Annotated in this window: 11 protein-coding genes; 7 read left to right on the top strand and 4 right to left on the bottom strand. The window is 70.4% G+C overall.

The window, feature by feature from the left end; all coding sequences use genetic code 11:
- Nucleotides 1–11: 11 nt before the first annotated feature.
- Nucleotides 12–1601: a peptide ABC transporter substrate-binding protein gene (locus FG154_RS10920; protein WP_145107567.1), complete on the bottom strand. Its 1590-nt coding sequence runs from the start codon at nucleotides 1599–1601 to the stop codon at nucleotides 12–14.
- Nucleotides 1602–1758: 157 nt separating this feature from the next.
- Entirely contained in the window at nucleotides 1759–2685 is a 927-nt protein-coding gene (locus FG154_RS10915) for an NAD(P)/FAD-dependent oxidoreductase (RefSeq protein ID WP_145107564.1), read from the bottom strand.
- A gap of 225 nt (nucleotides 2686–2910) precedes the next feature.
- On the opposite strand from FG154_RS10915, the gene FG154_RS10910 reads away from it, so the two are divergent.
- Complete coding sequence (locus tag FG154_RS10910; protein WP_145107562.1) at nucleotides 2911–3264, top strand: hypothetical protein; 354 nt, start codon at nucleotides 2911–2913, stop codon at nucleotides 3262–3264.
- A gap of 64 nt (nucleotides 3265–3328) precedes the next feature.
- Here FG154_RS10910 and FG154_RS10905 read toward each other — a convergent pair whose 3' ends face one another.
- Nucleotides 3329–5638 (bottom strand): DEAD/DEAH box helicase, encoded by a 2310-nt coding sequence (locus FG154_RS10905; RefSeq protein WP_145107560.1) that lies wholly within the window; start codon nucleotides 5636–5638, stop codon nucleotides 3329–3331.
- Nucleotides 5639–5998: 360 nt separating this feature from the next.
- Between FG154_RS10905 and trxA the strand changes: the two genes are divergently transcribed.
- From trxA to FG154_RS10890, 3 genes are read left to right on the top strand one after another with little or no spacing between them, the layout of a single operon-like run.
- Nucleotides 5999–6913, top strand: a complete 915-nt coding sequence (gene trxA, locus FG154_RS10900; RefSeq protein WP_145107558.1) for a thioredoxin — start codon at nucleotides 5999–6001, stop codon at nucleotides 6911–6913.
- Nucleotides 6914–6940: 27 nt separating this feature from the next.
- Nucleotides 6941–7585, top strand: coding sequence for an LON peptidase substrate-binding domain-containing protein (locus FG154_RS10895; RefSeq protein WP_044248408.1), 645 nt, complete (start codon nucleotides 6941–6943; stop codon nucleotides 7583–7585).
- A complete protein-coding gene (locus FG154_RS10890; protein ID WP_145107555.1) occupies nucleotides 7582–7761 on the top strand; it encodes a Trm112 family protein in 180 nt (59 codons plus the stop codon). The genes FG154_RS10895 and FG154_RS10890 overlap by 4 nt, the downstream gene beginning before the upstream one ends.
- A gap of 75 nt (nucleotides 7762–7836) precedes the next feature.
- Here FG154_RS10890 and FG154_RS10885 read toward each other — a convergent pair whose 3' ends face one another.
- Complete coding sequence (locus tag FG154_RS10885) at nucleotides 7837–9063, bottom strand: FAD-dependent monooxygenase (protein ID WP_145107553.1); 1227 nt, start codon at nucleotides 9061–9063, stop codon at nucleotides 7837–7839.
- 82 nt (nucleotides 9064–9145) lie between these two features.
- Between FG154_RS10885 and FG154_RS10880 the strand changes: the two genes are divergently transcribed.
- The 3 genes from FG154_RS10880 (at nucleotide 9146) to FG154_RS10870 (ending at nucleotide 15058) form a co-directional block, all read left to right on the top strand.
- Complete coding sequence (locus FG154_RS10880; protein WP_145107551.1) at nucleotides 9146–10471, top strand: amidase; 1326 nt, start codon at nucleotides 9146–9148, stop codon at nucleotides 10469–10471.
- 122 nt (nucleotides 10472–10593) lie between these two features.
- Nucleotides 10594–11772, top strand: coding sequence for an aminotransferase class I/II-fold pyridoxal phosphate-dependent enzyme (locus FG154_RS10875; protein ID WP_145107549.1), 1179 nt, complete (start codon nucleotides 10594–10596; stop codon nucleotides 11770–11772).
- A gap of 10 nt (nucleotides 11773–11782) precedes the next feature.
- Nucleotides 11783–15058, top strand: a complete 3276-nt coding sequence (locus FG154_RS10870) for a DNA translocase FtsK (protein WP_145107546.1) — start codon at nucleotides 11783–11785, stop codon at nucleotides 15056–15058.
- Nucleotides 15059–15083 lie beyond the last annotated feature (25 nt).

The raw sequence follows: 15083 nt of genomic DNA, 5'->3' as shown, positions 1-15083 counted from the left end.
CCCCGGAACGATTACTGGGACAGCGAGAGCCAGCGGGTCTGGTGGATGTCGGGCAGGTTGTCCTCGTAGCCCTGCACCCGGTCTGACACGAGCGCGCGCGAGGAATAGGTGAGCAGCGGGATCGCCGGCACCTCGTCGAGCAGGATCGTCTCGGCTTCGGCCATGATCTGCGCCCGCTCGTCGAGATCCTGGGTCTGGGCGGCCTTGTCCATCAGCGCGTCGTAATCGGCATTCTCCCAGCGCGAATAGTTGAAGGGCACGCCGCCTTCGAACAGGAAGAGGAAGTTCTGCGGGTCGGAATAGTCGCCGATCCAGCCCGCGCGCACGATGTCGAAGGCGCCGCCTTCCTTGAGGTAGTTGAAGTAGTTCGTCCCCTCCATCTCGTTCAGCGTCGCGTTGATGCCGATGTTCTTCAGCATGTCGGCGATGGCGGTCATCGTGTTGCGATGGTTCTCGGACGAGTTGTAGGAAAGCTGCACCGTCAGGCTGCCCTCGGCCACGCCCGCTTCCTCGAGGAGCGCCTTGGCCTGATCCTCGCGGTCGAGGAGATCCTCTTCGGCATAATCGAGCGAGGGGGGTGTCTCGACATAGTTCGAGATGCCCGGCGGGACGATCGAATAGCCGGGCAGCATCGTCTCCTGCCAGACCTGCTCGGCGATGAAGTCGCGGTCGAGCACGAGCGAGATCGCCTGACGCACCCGCTTGTCCTTGAGCGGGCTGCCGTCGGCGCCTTTCACGGGCAGGTAGTAGGTGCCGAGATAGGGCGCGATGCGCAGCTGCTCGCCGAGGTTCTGGCGCATGTAGCTCATCTGTTCGGCGGGCACGTCGGTGCAGATCTGCACCTCCTGCGCCTCGAAGCGCCGCAGGCAGGCCGAGCGATCCTCGAAGGGCACCCATTCCACGCGATCGACGGCGATGTCCTGCGCGCCGTGGAAATGTTCGTTCTTTTCCATGACGATGCGGTCGTTCGGCACGAAGCTGACCAGCTTGTAGGCCCCGTTCGTGACCATCACGCCCGGCCGCGTGAAGTTCGCGCCTTCCGCCTCGACCGTCGCCGGATGCAGCGGCAGCGAGGACTGGTGCGTCAGCAGTTCGAGGAAGTAGGGGGTGGGCGCGTTCAGGGTGATTTGCAGCGTATGATCGTCCACCGCCTCGACACCCAGCTCTTCCGGGGTCATCTGGCCCGAGGCGACGGCTTCGGCGTTCAGGATCGGGTAGAGGATGTTGGCATAGACCGCCGCCGTCGCGGGCGTCACGATCCGGCGCAGCGCGAAGACGAAGTCTCCGGCCACGACCGGATCGCCGTTCGACCATCTGGCGTCGTCGCGCAGCTTGAAGCTGTAGGTGAGACCATCCTCCGAGATCTCCCAGCTCTCGGCCACCCCCGGCGCCACCTCGCCCCGCGCATCCTGCACCACGAGCCCCTCGTAGAGATCGTTCAGGATCCGGCTTTCGGCCACGGTCGAGGTCAGGTGATGGTCGAGGGTCGCGGGATCGGTGTCGTTGCCCCGGACAAGGGTCACCTGCGCAGCGGCTGCGCCGGCGCCTGCAACGATCATCGCGAGAAGACAGGCCCCGGTGCGGAGCGGCAAGCGTGTCATGGCGGGAAGTCCTCCGTGTTGGTCCTTCTGGTTGAATCGATCCTTCTGCATGTTTGCCCATCGCCGGAAGATCGGATGCCGTCACGGCACCCCGGGATGAGCAAGATCTTGCCGGTTCCGGGGAACGGCCGGCCGCGGCCGCGGTTCCCAGCTTCTTTCAGGTGGGCTGCTTCGGCAGGCGTGACAGGCTGAGCCCTTCGGCCGCCCTCAGATGGTTGTGAATGTCGGTGGCCGCGATCTCGGCCTGCGCCATGGCCACCGCGATCTGGTTCAGCCCCGTCACCACGTCGCCCGCGGCCCAGACGCCCGGCAGTTCCGTGCGCTGGTGGGCATCGGTGCCGATCCGGCCGTCGGGCAGAAGGGCCATGCCCAGCGACCGGGGCAGGGCGGTCTGCGGATCGTTCCCGAGGCCGGCATAGAGCGTGTCGAACCGGCCGGGCTCGCCGTCCGCGAAGTGGATGGTGACCCGCCGCCCGGCGTCGGCCTCGATCCGGCGCACGGGGCGGGGGTCCACCCGCACACCGGCCTCGGCCAGCTGTCGATGCGACGCCTCCGGCAGATCCTGACCTATCGAGACGAGCGTGATCCTCGGGGAGTAGCTGCGCAGGAAGAGCGCCTCGCTGACGGCGCAGTCCTCGTGCCCCAGCACGGCGATGCAGTGATCGATCACCTCGAACGCATCGCAGACCGGGCACTGCCGGATGAGCCCCTCGCGCACATGGCGCACCGCGTCGGGCAGGTCGGGCAGCCGGTCCCGGACCCCCGTCGCAAGGATGAGGTGGCGTGCCTCCAGCGGCCCCTGCTGTGTCTCGATCCGCCAGCCCCCGTCCGGCAGGCGGCGCCCCGACTCGGCCGCGAGGGGCGTCGGCGCGATGCCCAGGTGCCCCAGCTGCGCCCGCATCCGCGAGAGAAGCTCGGCGCCGCGAATGCCGTCGGGGAAGGCGGGATGGTTGTGCGAGCGCGGGATCAGCGAGGCCCGGCTCTCGCCGCCGTCAAGCAGCATGACGCTGCGCCGGAAGCGGGCCAGGAAGATGGCGGCGGTCAGGCCAGCGGGGCCGGCGCCCACGATGATGCAGTCGGCCATGTCGATCTGTCTCTCCCGATCTGGTCGGGGCGGACCTCGCCCCCGCAGCATGAGCCGCGGCAACCTTGGGGCCCCGCGGCATGAGCCGCAGCAACCTCCGGGCCCCGCGGCATGAGCCGCACCAACCTCCGGGCGTTGCCATCGTTCCGACAAAAAATGTTCGTCCGATGTGAACCATGTCGGGTTTCGCGCGTTGCGCCACCGGCGAGAATTGGGAAGAGCTTGATGATTGCGGCAGAAGATCCGTTGCAGGACAGCGTGACGAGTGCGGTCAAGGTTCAGGCGGACGTCAGGCTGATGGGAAGCGTGCGGGTGATGACCTGCGAGGCCTCTCCGATCGGCCCGCAGCCGCCGCCCGCGGCCGGAGTCATCCTCCGCCTCAGCCGGGATCCCCGGCGGCCCTTCGCCTCGACGGTGGTGCTGCTGGTCGATGAGGCGGGTCACGCGGTGGCCGAGATCCCGAGCCTTCCGGTGCGCGTGCAGGCGGCGCTTCTCGACAACGGATGCCAGTCCCTTGCGCTCGTCGAGGAGAGCGGGCCCCGCCTCTCGGTGGGGATCCATCTGGCGGCCCCCTTCTGAACAGGGGGCTCGCCTCGCGCGGAGCGCGGGGTGCCGCCCGGTGGGGCGACACCCTTCCCCCGTCTCAGCCGCGCGGCTTTTTCGGAGGCGTGAAACGGCGGCTCGTGTCCGAAGCGTCCGCGCGCGGTTTGCGCGGAGCGTCCTTCTTGGCGAAGTCCTTCTTGCCGAAGTCCTTCTTGGCGCCGCCTTCGGTGCGCGGCTTAGCAGGCCGGTCGTCGCGCGCGCCCTTGAAGGTGGACGGGCGGGCCGGGCGCGCATCCGGGCCGCGGTCGCGGGGGCCGGTCTCGTCCCGAGCCGGCTTGTCATGGGATTTGAAGCCCGCCGACCGCGGTGCACCCTCGCCGCGCGGCTTGCCGCGGGGAGCGTCGTCGCCGGCAGCACCGTGCGACTTGTAGCCGGCCGACCGGCCCGCCGTTCCGCCGTGCGACTTGTAGCCGGCCGAGCGGCCGGTGCCGTCGGCCCGCGCGGCCGCGCCCTTGTAGGCCGGACGCGCCGGACGCTCGCCCTGCGCCTGCCGCGGCTTGCGCCCCTCGTCATGGCCTTCGCGGCGGGCGCCGGTGCCTTCCGGCATTTCACGCTTCGCGGAATGCGCGCCCTCTTCGCGCCGGGGGCGGGCGGGGCGGTCGTCGGGCGTCCAGCCGCTGCGCGGAGCCTCGTCCCGCTCGTCCTCGACAAAGCGCGAGGGCTTGGGCTGGTACGGCGCCTTCTCGCGCCGAGGTGCCTCGTCCCGCGCACGGGGGGCGCGCTCGGCGTAGGTCTTGCGCGGCGCCCGTTCCGGGCGCTCGAGCGAGGGTTCCCCCTCGAGCCGGACCATCCCCACGCCCGCCTCGATCTCGAGCGCATCGCCGAAGCGGCTGGCGGCGGCCCGGGCGATCTGCACGAAGGTCTGCTCCTGCTGGACGCGGATCGCGCCGATCTCGTTCTTGGTGACGCCGCCCGCCTCGCAGATCTTGGGCAGCAGCCAGCGCGCCTCGGCGCGACCGGTGTGGCCCACGCCCACCGAATACCAGACGGCCTCGCCGAACTCGCCCCGCTCGCGCGGCGCGCGCTGCGCGGGTTCGGGCGGGGCCACGTCCTGAAGCACCTCGGGCGCCGAGCGCCCCTCGCGCCAGAGCCGCACGAAGGCCGCGGCCATCTGCGCCGGGCCGAACCGCTCGAGCAGCTTTTCGGCCAGCGGCATCTCCTCGGACAGATCCTGCCCCAGCACCGGATGTTCGAGCAGCCGCGCGTCGTCGCGTTCCTGCACCTCGTCGGCCGAGGGCGGCTTGCCCCAGTCGGCCACGAGCTTCGCCCCGGACAGCAGCCGCTGCGCCTTGCGCACCTCGGATGGCGCGGCGATCAGCACCGACACGCCCTTGGCGCCCGCGCGGCCGGTCCGGCCCGAGCGGTGCAGCAGCGTCTCGGAGTTGGTGGGCAGATCGGCGTGGATCACCAGCTCGAGCCCCGGAAGGTCGATGCCGCGCGCGGCCACGTCGGTGGCGATGCAGACCCGCGCCCGCCCGTCGCGCAGCGCCTGCAGCGCATGGGTCCGCTCCTGCTGCGACAGCTCGCCCGAGAGCGCCACGACCTGAAAGCCGCGGTTGCCCATCCGCGCGAGCAGATGGTTCACCGCCATCCGCGTCTTGCAGAAGACGATGGCCGAGGGCGCCTCGTAGAAGCGCAGCACGTTGAAGATCGCATGTTCCCGGTCGCGCGCGCTGACGGTCAGGACGCGATATTCGATGTCGGCATGCTGCTTGCGCTCGCCCGCGGTCTGGATGCGGACGGCATCCTGCTGGAACTCCTTGGCGAGAGCCTCGATCTCCTTCGGCACGGTGGCCGAGAACATCAGCGTGCGCCGCTCTTCGGGGGCCGAGCCGAGGATGAACTCCAGATCCTCGCGGAAGCCGAGGTCGAGCATCTCGTCGGCCTCGTCCAGAACCACGGCGCGCAGGCCGGTCAGATCCAGCGAGCCGCGCTCGATATGGTCGCGCAGGCGGCCGGGGGTGCCGACGACGATATGGGCGCCGCGTTCCAGCGCGCGCCGCTCGGTGCGGTAGTCCATGCCGCCGACGCAGGTGGCGATCTGGGCGCCGGCCTCGGCATAGAGCCAGCCAAGCTCGCGCGCGACCTGCAGCGCCAGCTCGCGGGTGGGGGCGATGGCAAGCGCGATCGGCGTATCGGCGAACAGGAGCCGGTCGGCGCCCTGCAGGATCTGGTCGGCCACGGCGATGCCGAAGGCCACGGTCTTGCCCGAGCCGGTCTGGGCCGAGACGAGCGCGTCGCGTCCGGCCACGCCTTCGGCGAGCACCGCCTCCTGCACCGGGGTGAGGGACTCGTAGCCCTTGGCGGCAAGCGCCGCGGCCAGCGGCGCGGCAATATCGGTATGGGTCATGTATCTGCCAAATGGGGGACGCGCAGCGGCGCCCGGGTTGACGGCCAACCTTCTCCCATCGCGGCCGGGCCTCCTCGCCCGCCGTCCCGAGGTTCCGGGCCGTCCGGGGGCTCTACAGGATTTGGGCGGCCCTGTATAGCGGCTTGACGGCGACGGGGCTGTCGCAGGCCCTAGGGCGCGGGCCGGTTGATCCGGGCCCGCGGAGGGGCGGCCCGGCCCTGCCGTGCGCGCAGAGCCTAGCCGTGCGCGCGGATCCCCGCATGCCTGCCGGTCTTTGCGGGGCCGGCGCATGGTTTGCCTCTTGGCCTTTGCGGGGCCGGCGCGCATATAGGGGCACCACGTCAGACGGAGGATGAACCCATGCTCGGATTCGGTGACAAGCCCGCGAACGGCGCCGCTCCGAAGGGCGATCTCGTGAAGGACACGTCAGAGGCGACCTTCATGCAGGATGTGATCGACGCCAGCCGCGAAGTGCCGGTGATCGTCGATTTCTGGGCGCCCTGGTGCGGGCCCTGCAAGACCCTGGGGCCGGCGCTCGAGGCCGCGGTGACGGCCGCCAAGGGCAAGGTCCGCATGGTCAAGGTCAACGTGGACGAGAACCAGATGATCGCGGGGCAGCTGCGCATCCAGTCGATCCCGACCGTCTATGCCTTCTTCCAGGGCCAGCCGGTCGATGGCTTCCAGGGGGCGCTGCCGCCCTCGGAGGTGAAGAAGTTCGTGGACAAGATCGCGGCCCTCGCGGGGGATGGCGGTCTGGGCGACGCGCTGGCCGCGGCCGAGGAGATGCTGGCCGAAGGCGCCATCGTGGACGCGCTGGAGACCTTCGCCGCGATTCTGGGCGAAGAGCCCGAGAATGCCGCGGCCTATGCGGGCCTGATCCGCTGCCATCTGGCGGCCGGCGATCTGGATCAGGCGGAGGCCTATGCGGCGGCGGCCCCTGCCGCCATCGCCAGTGCCAAGGAGATCGAGGGCGCGCGCGCGCAGATCGAGCTGGCCCGGCAGGCCGCCAAGGCGGGGCCGGTGACCGAGCTGAGCCGGGCCGTCGAGGCCGATCCCGCCGACCATCAGGCGCGCTTCGACCTTGCGCTCGCGCTCCATGCCTCGGGCAAGGTCGAGGAGGCCGTGGACCAGCTTCTGGAGCTGTTCCGGCGCGACCGCGAGTGGAACGAGGGCGCGGCGCGGACCCAGCTTTTCACCATCTTCGACGCGCTGAAGCCGACCGATCCGATCGTGCTGAAGGGGCGCCGGCGGCTGTCCTCGATGATATTTGCCTGAACGATGGGGCGCTCTAGTTCAGAGCCCATGATCAAGCAGGCCGATCTTCCCGACGTCATTCCGGTGTTCCCGCTGCCCGGAGCCCTGCTCCTGCCGCGGGCGCGCCTGCCGCTGCACATCTTCGAGCCGCGCTATCTGCAGATGCTCGAGGACACGCTGAAGACGCCGCAGCGGCTGATCGGCATGGTGCAGCCGCGCGACGTGCCCGGAGGCGCCGAGAAGCGCCTTCACGCCATCGGCTGCGCGGGCCGCCTGACGGGCTTTTCCGAAACCGAGGACGGGCGCTACATGATCACCCTCTCGGGCATCTCGCGGTTTCGCGTCCTGTCCGAGGTGCAGGGGTTCACGCCCTACCGCCGCTGCACCGTGGACTGGAGCGACTTCACCCGCGATCTCGGTCCGACGGAGTCCGACTGCGGCTTCCGGCGGGATGCCTTTCTCGAACTGCTCGGGCGCTACTTCGCCGCGATGGAGCTTTCGACCGACTGGGGCAGCCTGCGCGAGGCCGAGGAAGAGCTTCTGATCAACTCGCTCTCGATGCTCTGCCCCTTCGATCCCGAGGACAAGCAGGCGCTGCTCGAGGCGCCGTCGCTGGAAACCCGGCGCGAGACGCTGGTGACGCTGATCGAATTCGCCCTCAGGGGCGGCAATGGTGAAGAGGTGATGCAATGACCGAGTCCTCCCAGTTCGACCGCCGGATGCTTGAGGCGCTCGTCTGCCCCGTGTCGCAGTCGGGGCTGAGCTATGACGCCGAGCGGCAGGAGCTGGTGTCGCGGCAGGCCCGACTGGCCTTTCCGATCCGCGACGGGATCCCGATCATGCTGGTGTCGGAAGCGCGCGAACTCTGACCCGCGGGGCCTTGGGCCAGCGCCGGGGGCTGTCTGCCCCCGGACCCCCGAGGATATTTGGGCAGAGTGAAAGGCTCAGATCGGGCGGCCCTGGAGCAGCCGGGGGAGATCGCCGGTGAGGCCGGCGGCCTGCCGGATGAAGCCGCGGCGCAGGCCGGGGACGGCGTTCACGATCCCCATTCCGAGATCGCGCCCCGCCCTCAGGATCGGATTGTCGTTCGAGAACAGTCTGTTGACCATGTCCATTCCCAGCGCGAGCGCGGTGGCGTCGAAGCGGCGCCATTGCTGGTAGCGGTCGAGGACGAGGGCGCTGCCCACATCCTCGCCGCGGCGGGCGGCGAGGGTCAGCACCTCGGCGAGCGCCCCCACGTCACGCAGGCCAAGGTTCAGCCCCTGGCCCGCGATCGGGTGGACGCCGTGGGCGGCGTCGCCCACCAGCGCCACGCGCGGCGCCACGAAGCTGTGGGCGAGCGAGAGCGAGAGCGGATAGGTGAACCGCTCGCCGGCGAGGGAGATTTCGCCCAGGAAGTCGCCGAACCGCGGCCGGAGGGCGGTGAGATAGTCGGCGTCGGGCAGGCGCTGGATCTCGGCTGCGGCGGCGTCGCTCTCGCTCCAGACGATGGAGGAGCGGTTGCCGGGCAGCGGGAGGATGGCCAGCGGACCGGAGGGGAGGAAATACTGGCAGGCGGTGCCGTCGTGCGGGCGCTCGTGCTCGATCGCGGTGACGAGGGCGGTCTGGCCGTAGCCCCAGCCGCTGCGGCGGATGCCGGCGCGCCGCGCCGTGCCGCTCTGCCGTCCGTCGCAGCCCACAAGCAGCCGTCCCGAGAGGTGCGCTCCGGTCGAGAGGGTGATGGTGACGCCGCTCGCACCCGCCTCCTGCGCCTCGACCGTGGCGCCCGAGATCAGGCGGATGCAGGGCTCGGCCTCCATCGCGGCGAGGAAGGCCGCGTAGAGAAAGCGGTCCTCGAGCAGGTGGCCCATCGGCCCCTCCTCGATCTCGGCATGGTCGAAGGCCAGCACGAAGGGCGAGGGGCCGGTGGCGGTGGTGCCGTCCGAGGTCACGACCCGCAGGATCGGCTGGGCGCGGGCCGCAAGTCCGTCCCAGAGGCCGAGCGCCGCAAGCAGCCGCTGCGAGGCCAGCGCCAGCGCGTAGGCGCGCCCGTCGAAGCCGGGCTCGGCGCGCTGGGGGGCGGGCCGCCCATCCACCACCGTCACGGAAAATCCGTTCCGCGCCAGCGCGAGAGCCAGAGCGGGGCCGTTCAGTCCGCCCCCGGCGATGAGGATGTCGGCATCTTGGGTCATGCGGGCCAATATGGCCGGGCGCGCGGGATTGTCCAGCCATGGCGCGGCGGCTAGGGTCCTCGCGCGGGGCAGGGAGAGCGCAATGGACTGGCTGTGGATGACGGCGGCGGATCTGGGGCGGGGGATCGACGGAGGGCAGATCCATCCGGTCGAACTGGCCGAGGCGTTCCTAGACGCCGCGAGCGACCATCCCGAGGCCCCCCGGATCTACGCGCGGCTGACGCCCGAGCGCGCCCGTGGCGAGGCCATGGCCGCGGCCGAGCGCGCCAAGCTCGGCCTGCGCCGCGGGCCGCTGGACGGGGTGCCTGTCTCGTGGAAGGACCTGTTCGACACGGCAGGGATTGTAACCGAAGCGGGATCGCTGCTGCTGAAGGGGCGGCTGCCCGAGCGGGATGCCGAGGTGGTGGTGACGGCGACGCTGCAGGGGCTCGTCTGCCTCGGAAAGACCCACATGTCCGAACTGGCCTTTTCGGGTCTGGGCCTGAACCCGGTGACCGCCACGCCGCCCTGCATCAACGATCCGGCGGCCGTTCCGGGGGGCTCTTCCTCGGGGGCCGCGGCCTCGGTGGCCTTCGGCCTCGCGCCCGCCGCCATCGGCTCGGACACCGGCGGGTCGGTGCGCATTCCCGCCGCCTGGAACGACCTGACCGGGCTCAAGACCACCGCCGGCCGGGTTCCGCTCGGGGGCGCCGTGCCGCTCGCCGCGCGGTTCGACACGGTGGGGCCGCTCGCGCGCAGCGTCGAGGATTGCGCGCTGCTGATGGCGGCGCTGGAAGGCGGGCGGGCGCCCGATCTGCGGGGCGCGTCGCTGGCGGGGGCGCGGTTCCTCGTGCTCGAGACGGTCGCGCTCGAGGATCTCCGTGAGGCGCCGGCGCAGGGTTTCGAGGAGGCCGTGGCGCGGCTGGCCCGTGCGGGGGCGCGGATCGAGCGGGGGGGCGTGCCCGAGGTGGCCGAAGCGATGGCGCTCGCGGGCCTGCTCTTCACCGGCGAGGCCTACGGCACCTGGGCCGAGGTGATCGAGGCCGCCCCGCATCTCATGTTTCCGCGCATCCTGGATCGGTTCCGGTCGGGGGCCCATGTCTCGGCGGCCGACTATGTCGCCGGCTGGCAGAAGCTCGACCGGCTGCGCGGGGCGTGGAACGCGAGGACGGCCGGGTATGACGCGGTTCTCGTGCCGACCTCGCCGATCCTGCCCCCGGACGCGGGCCGGCTGATGACGGAAGAGACCTACTACGTCACCGAGAATCTGCTCGCGCTGCGCAACACGCGGATCGGAAACCTCATGGGGCTGCCGGTCCTGACCCTGCCGACGGGGCAGCCCTCGTGCGGGATCTCGCTCATGGGGCAGCCCTTTTGCGAGGAGCGCCTGCTGCGCCTTGGCGCCGCGGCCGAACGGGCGTTGGGCTGAGGGGCGAAAAAGCCACAGCGCCGGGCGGGTCCGGGCCGCACCGGCCTTTTTCTGGACCCTCCCGCAAGTTGCCGCTATCCTGCGACAAACGGGGCGATACGACCCCGATCAAGAGGCAGTAGATGGCATTTCCCGAGCGGTTTTCGAACCTGCCAGATTACGCATTTCCGCGTCTGCGGAAGCTGTTGGACTCGCACCCGCCGGGCGGCGAGCCCGTCGCCATGACGATTGGCGAGCCCAGACATCCGATGCCGGAGTTCGTCGGTCCCGTGCTGGCCGAGACACTCCAGGGCTTCGCTGTCTATCCGCCGAACGACGGCACGCCCGAGCTGCTGGCCGCCATCGGCGGATGGCTGAAGCGGCGGTACCGGGTCGAGGTCGGGCCCGAGCGGCTCATGGTGCTGAACGGCACCCGCGAGGGGTTGTTCAACGCCGCGCTCGCGCTGGTGCCCGAGCAGAAGCGGGGCAAGCGGCCGGTGGTGCTGATGCCCAACCCCTTCTACCAGGTCTATGCGATGGCCGCGCTCGCCCTGGGGGCGGAGCCGGTCTATGTGCCCGCGCTCGCCTCGAACGGTTTCCTGCCGGATTACGCGGGCCTGCCCCGCGAGATCCTCGAGCGGACGGCTCTGGCCTATCTCTGCTCGCCGGCCAACCCGCAGGGCTCGGTCGCCTCGCGCGACTATTGGGCCAGCCTGATGGATCTGGCCGAGGCGCATGATTTCCGCATCTTCGCCGATGAGTGCTATTCCGAGATCTGGCGCACGGCGCCGCCCGCGGGCGCGCTCGAGGTGGCGGACGCGACGGGCGCGGACCCCGAGCGGGTCTTCGTCTTCCACTCGCTGTCCAAGCGGTCGAACCTGCCGGGCCTGCGCTCGGGCTTTGTCGCCGGCGGGGCAGGGGGGATCGAGCGCATCCGGCAACTCCGGGCCTTTGCGGGCGCGCCGCTGCCCCTGCCCGTGCAGCGCGTCTCCGAGCGCGCCTGGGCCGACGAGGCGCATGTCGAGGCCAACCGCGCGCTCTATCAGGAGAAGTTCCGCATCGCCGATACGGTCTTTTCCGGCCTTCAGGGCTATATGGGGCCCGAGGGGGGCTTTTTCCTCTGGCTGCCCGTCCCGGACGGCGAGGAAGCGGCGCTGAAGCTCTGGACCGAGACGGGGGTGCGGGTTCTGCCCGGTGCCTATCTCGCCCGCGAGGTCGGCGGAGAGAATCCCGGCAAGGGCTATATCAGGGTCGCCATGGTGGCCCCCAAGGACGAAATGCAGCGCGGGCTCATGCGGCTTCGCGACTGCCTTTACGGGTGAGGACGGTAGCATGGCATCCTATCACGCACGGCAGCGCGACCCGCTTCTGGACCAGAACATGCAGGCGATGCTGGAACGCCGCGGGCGGGAGTTGCTGGGCATCGGCCTGCTGATCACCGCCTTCGTCTTCATGCTGATGCTGGCCACCTATTCGCCCGAGGATCCGGGCTGGATGGTCGCCACCGACGAACCCGCGCAGAACGCGCTGGGCCGGATCGGTGCGGCCGTCGCCTCGACGCTGATGATCATCGCGGGCAAGGGCTCCTGGGGGCTGCCGATCGTTGCCGCCGCCTGGGGGGCGCGGTTCCTGCTGCATCGGGGCGAAGAGCGGGCGCTGGGCCGCATCGTCTTTGCCGTCATCGCCGTCGCGCTGGGCTCGATCTACGCCGCCACCCATGTGCCGGGGCCGGAATGGAGCCATTCCTTCGGTCTGGGCGGCCTCTTCGGCGATACGGTGCTGGGCGCGCTGATCGAGATCGTGCCGCTGCCGGCCGCCTACGCGCTGAAGCTGCTCTCGCTGCTGGTGGGCGGCGGGCTGGTGGCGATGGGGCTTTTCGTCTGCGGCTTCGATCTGCGCGAGTTGCGCCAGGTGGCGCAGTTCCTGCTGGTGGGACTGGTCGTGACCTACAACGCGGTGCTGCAACTGGCCGGGCGCGGCTCGGCGCAGGCCGCGCAGCTGCTGCAGGAGAAGATCCGCGCCCACCGCGAGGGGCGCGCCGCCGTCGATGCCGCGGCCGTGCGTTCGGATGCCCGGGCCGAGGCGATGCCGCGTCCGCGCGTCCGCTTCAGCGACCCCGAACCCGAGCCGGAACCCGCCCCGCGCATGGGCTTCCTGAGCCGTCTGCGGGTCTCGCAGCCGGTGGAAGACCCCGAGCCGGTGATCGAGGAAGCCGCCTGGGGCCGCCCCGCCACGCTGCGGGCGGACACGACCCGGCCGGCGGCGCTGCGTGCCGAAGGCCTGCGCGCCGAGCCGCGGTACGTCGAGCCTGCGCCGGCCCCCGCCGCCCCGCGCGAGCGGACGGGGCTGCTTGCCCGGGTGCCCCAGATCATCCGGCGCGTCACCGATCCCGAGGCCGAGCTGGTGGAGCCGAGGCTTTCGGACGCCGCCGCCAACGCCGAGGGCCCGTCCGAGGACCGGATCAAGGCCCGCATCAACGACGTGATCCGCTCGCGCGTGCGGCAGACCACGGGCCCCCTCTCGCCCATCGCCGCGGCGATCGCCCGGCGTGAGCCGCCGGTGGCGCGCCGCCGCGCCGGGTCGGCGCCGATGGTGGCAACCCGCCGCGCGCCGATGGAACTGCCTCCCGAGCCGCCGCTCGTGGCCGGCGCGGGTGAGAAGATCCGTTTCGCCTCGGGCATGGTCGCCTCGCGCATCCCGGCCTCGGCGACCGCCCGCATCGCGGTGAGCGCGCTTCAGGCCTCGGCCGCCGGTGCCGCGCCGCGCCTCCTGTCCGAAACCTATCCCGAGATGGACGAGGTGCAGGAGCCGCTTCTCACCGCACGCGAGCAGCTTGCCTGTTCCGACGAGGACGATGTGGGCGCCTATGCCGGCTACGAGGAGGAGGCCGATCAGGAGACGCTGGCCTACGCCGAGGACGAGGCCGCCTGGCTGCCGCACGAGGATTTTGACGACGGCATCGACTGGGCGGCGGAAAGCGCCGCGCTGACGGCGAACCCGGCGCCCGCGCCGGCCCCGGTGACGCCCGCGCGTCCGCAGCCAGCGCGCCCGCCGGTGGCCGAGGCCCGGCCCAGGCCGCGCTTCGAGGAGGTGGAGACGGACTACGAACTGCCGCCGCTGTCGCTGCTGGCCTGCCCCTCGACCGTGGTTCGCAACACGCTCTCGGTCGATGCGCTGAAGGAGAATGCGCGGATGCTCGAGTCCGTGCTCGAGGATTATGGCGTCAAGGGCGAGATCGTGGACGCGCAGGCCGGGCCGGTCGTCACGCTCTATGAACTGGAACCGGCACCCGGCCTGAAGGCCAGCCGCGTGATCGGTCTGGCTGACGACATCGCGCGCTCGATGTCGGCGCTGTCGGCCCGCGTCTCGACCGTGCCGGGCCGCACGGTGATCGGGATCGAACTGCCGAACGCCAGCCGTGAGAAGGTAATCCTGCGCGAGATCCTCGCCGCGCGCGATTTCGGCGACAGTGCGATGCGGCTGCCGCTGGCGCTCGGCAAGGACATCGCGGGGCGGCCTGTGGTCGCGAACCTTGCCAAGATGCCCCACCTGCTCATTGCCGGGACCACCGGCTCGGGCAAGTCGGTGGCGATCAACACCATGATCCTCTCCCTCCTCTACAAGCTGACGCCCGAGGAATGCCGGCTGATCATGATCGACCCGAAGATGCTGGAACTGTCGGTCTATGACGGCATCCCGCACCTGCTCTCTCCCGTCGTGACCGACCCCAAGAAGGCGGTCGTGGCCCTGAAATGGGTCGTGGGCGAGATGGAGGAACGCTATCGCAAGATGTCGAAGCTCGGCGTCCGCAACATCGAGGGCTACAACGGCCGCGTGGCCGAGGCGCTCGAGAAGGGCGAGATGTTCAAGCGGACGATCCAGACCGGCTTCGACGAGGACACCGGCGAGCCGGTGTTCGAGACCGAGGACCTGCAGCCGGTCAAGCTGCCCTTCATCGTCGTTGTCGTGGACGAGATGGCCGACCTGATGATGGTCGCGGGCAAGGAGATCGAGGCCTGCATCCAGCGCCTTGCGCAGATGGCGCGGGCCTCGGGCATCCACCTCATCATGGCGACGCAGCGCCCCTCGGTCGATGTCATCACCGGCACGATCAAGGCGAACTTCCCCACCCGGATCAGCTTCCAGGTCACCTCGAAGATCGACAGCCGCACCATCCTGGGCGAGCAGGGGGCCGAGCAACTGCTGGGTATGGGCGACATGCTCTACATGGCGGGCGGGGCCAAGATCACCCGCATCCACGGCCCCTTCGTCAGCGACGAGGAAGTGGAAGAGATCGTCAACCACCTCAAGAGCTTTGGCCCGCCGAAATACATGTCCGGCGTGGTGGAAGGCCCCGAGGACGACCGGGCGGACGATATCGACGCGGTTCTGGGCCTGGGCGGGAACTCGGACTCCGAGGATGCGCTTTACGATCAGGCGGTGGCCATCGTGGCGAAGGACCGCAAATGCTCGACCTCCTACATCCAGCGCAAGCTGGGCATCGGCTACAACAAGGCCGCGCGCCTTGTCGAGCAGATGGAGGAGCAGGGCGTGGTGACGGCCGCCAACCATGTGGGCAAGCGCGAGATCCTCTTGCCCGAGCAATGAGGCCGCGCCGACCGGCCTGAAACCT

It is taken from the genome of Cereibacter sediminicola (assembly GCF_007668225.1).
In the GTDB taxonomy this organism is placed as follows: domain Bacteria; phylum Pseudomonadota; class Alphaproteobacteria; order Rhodobacterales; family Rhodobacteraceae; genus Cereibacter_A; species Cereibacter_A azotoformans.
Note: the sequence above shows the minus strand (reverse complement) of the source record. Positions and strands in the feature narration are given on the sequence as shown.

What these genes read in the sequence shown, in the direction of transcription:
- FG154_RS10880 (WP_145107551.1), top strand. Translation starts at nt 9,146, where the DNA reads ATGGACTGGCTGTGGATGACGGCGGCGGATCTGGGGCGGGGGATCGAC.
- FG154_RS10920 (WP_145107567.1), bottom strand. Translation starts at nt 1,601, where the DNA reads ATGACACGCTTGCCGCTCCGCACCGGGGCCTGTCTTCTCGCGATGATC.
- FG154_RS10870 (WP_145107546.1), top strand. Translation starts at nt 11,783, where the DNA reads ATGGCATCCTATCACGCACGGCAGCGCGACCCGCTTCTGGACCAGAAC.
- FG154_RS10895 (WP_044248408.1), top strand. Translation starts at nt 6,941, where the DNA reads ATGATCAAGCAGGCCGATCTTCCCGACGTCATTCCGGTGTTCCCGCTG.
- FG154_RS10890 (WP_145107555.1), top strand. Translation starts at nt 7,582, where the DNA reads ATGACCGAGTCCTCCCAGTTCGACCGCCGGATGCTTGAGGCGCTCGTC.
- FG154_RS10905 (WP_145107560.1), bottom strand. Translation starts at nt 5,638, where the DNA reads ATGACCCATACCGATATTGCCGCGCCGCTGGCCGCGGCGCTTGCCGCC.
- trxA (WP_145107558.1), top strand. Translation starts at nt 5,999, where the DNA reads ATGCTCGGATTCGGTGACAAGCCCGCGAACGGCGCCGCTCCGAAGGGC.
- FG154_RS10910 (WP_145107562.1), top strand. Translation starts at nt 2,911, where the DNA reads ATGATTGCGGCAGAAGATCCGTTGCAGGACAGCGTGACGAGTGCGGTC.
- FG154_RS10915 (WP_145107564.1), bottom strand. Translation starts at nt 2,685, where the DNA reads ATGGCCGACTGCATCATCGTGGGCGCCGGCCCCGCTGGCCTGACCGCC.
- FG154_RS10885 (WP_145107553.1), bottom strand. Translation starts at nt 9,063, where the DNA reads ATGACCCAAGATGCCGACATCCTCATCGCCGGGGGCGGACTGAACGGC.
- FG154_RS10875 (WP_145107549.1), top strand. Translation starts at nt 10,594, where the DNA reads ATGGCATTTCCCGAGCGGTTTTCGAACCTGCCAGATTACGCATTTCCG.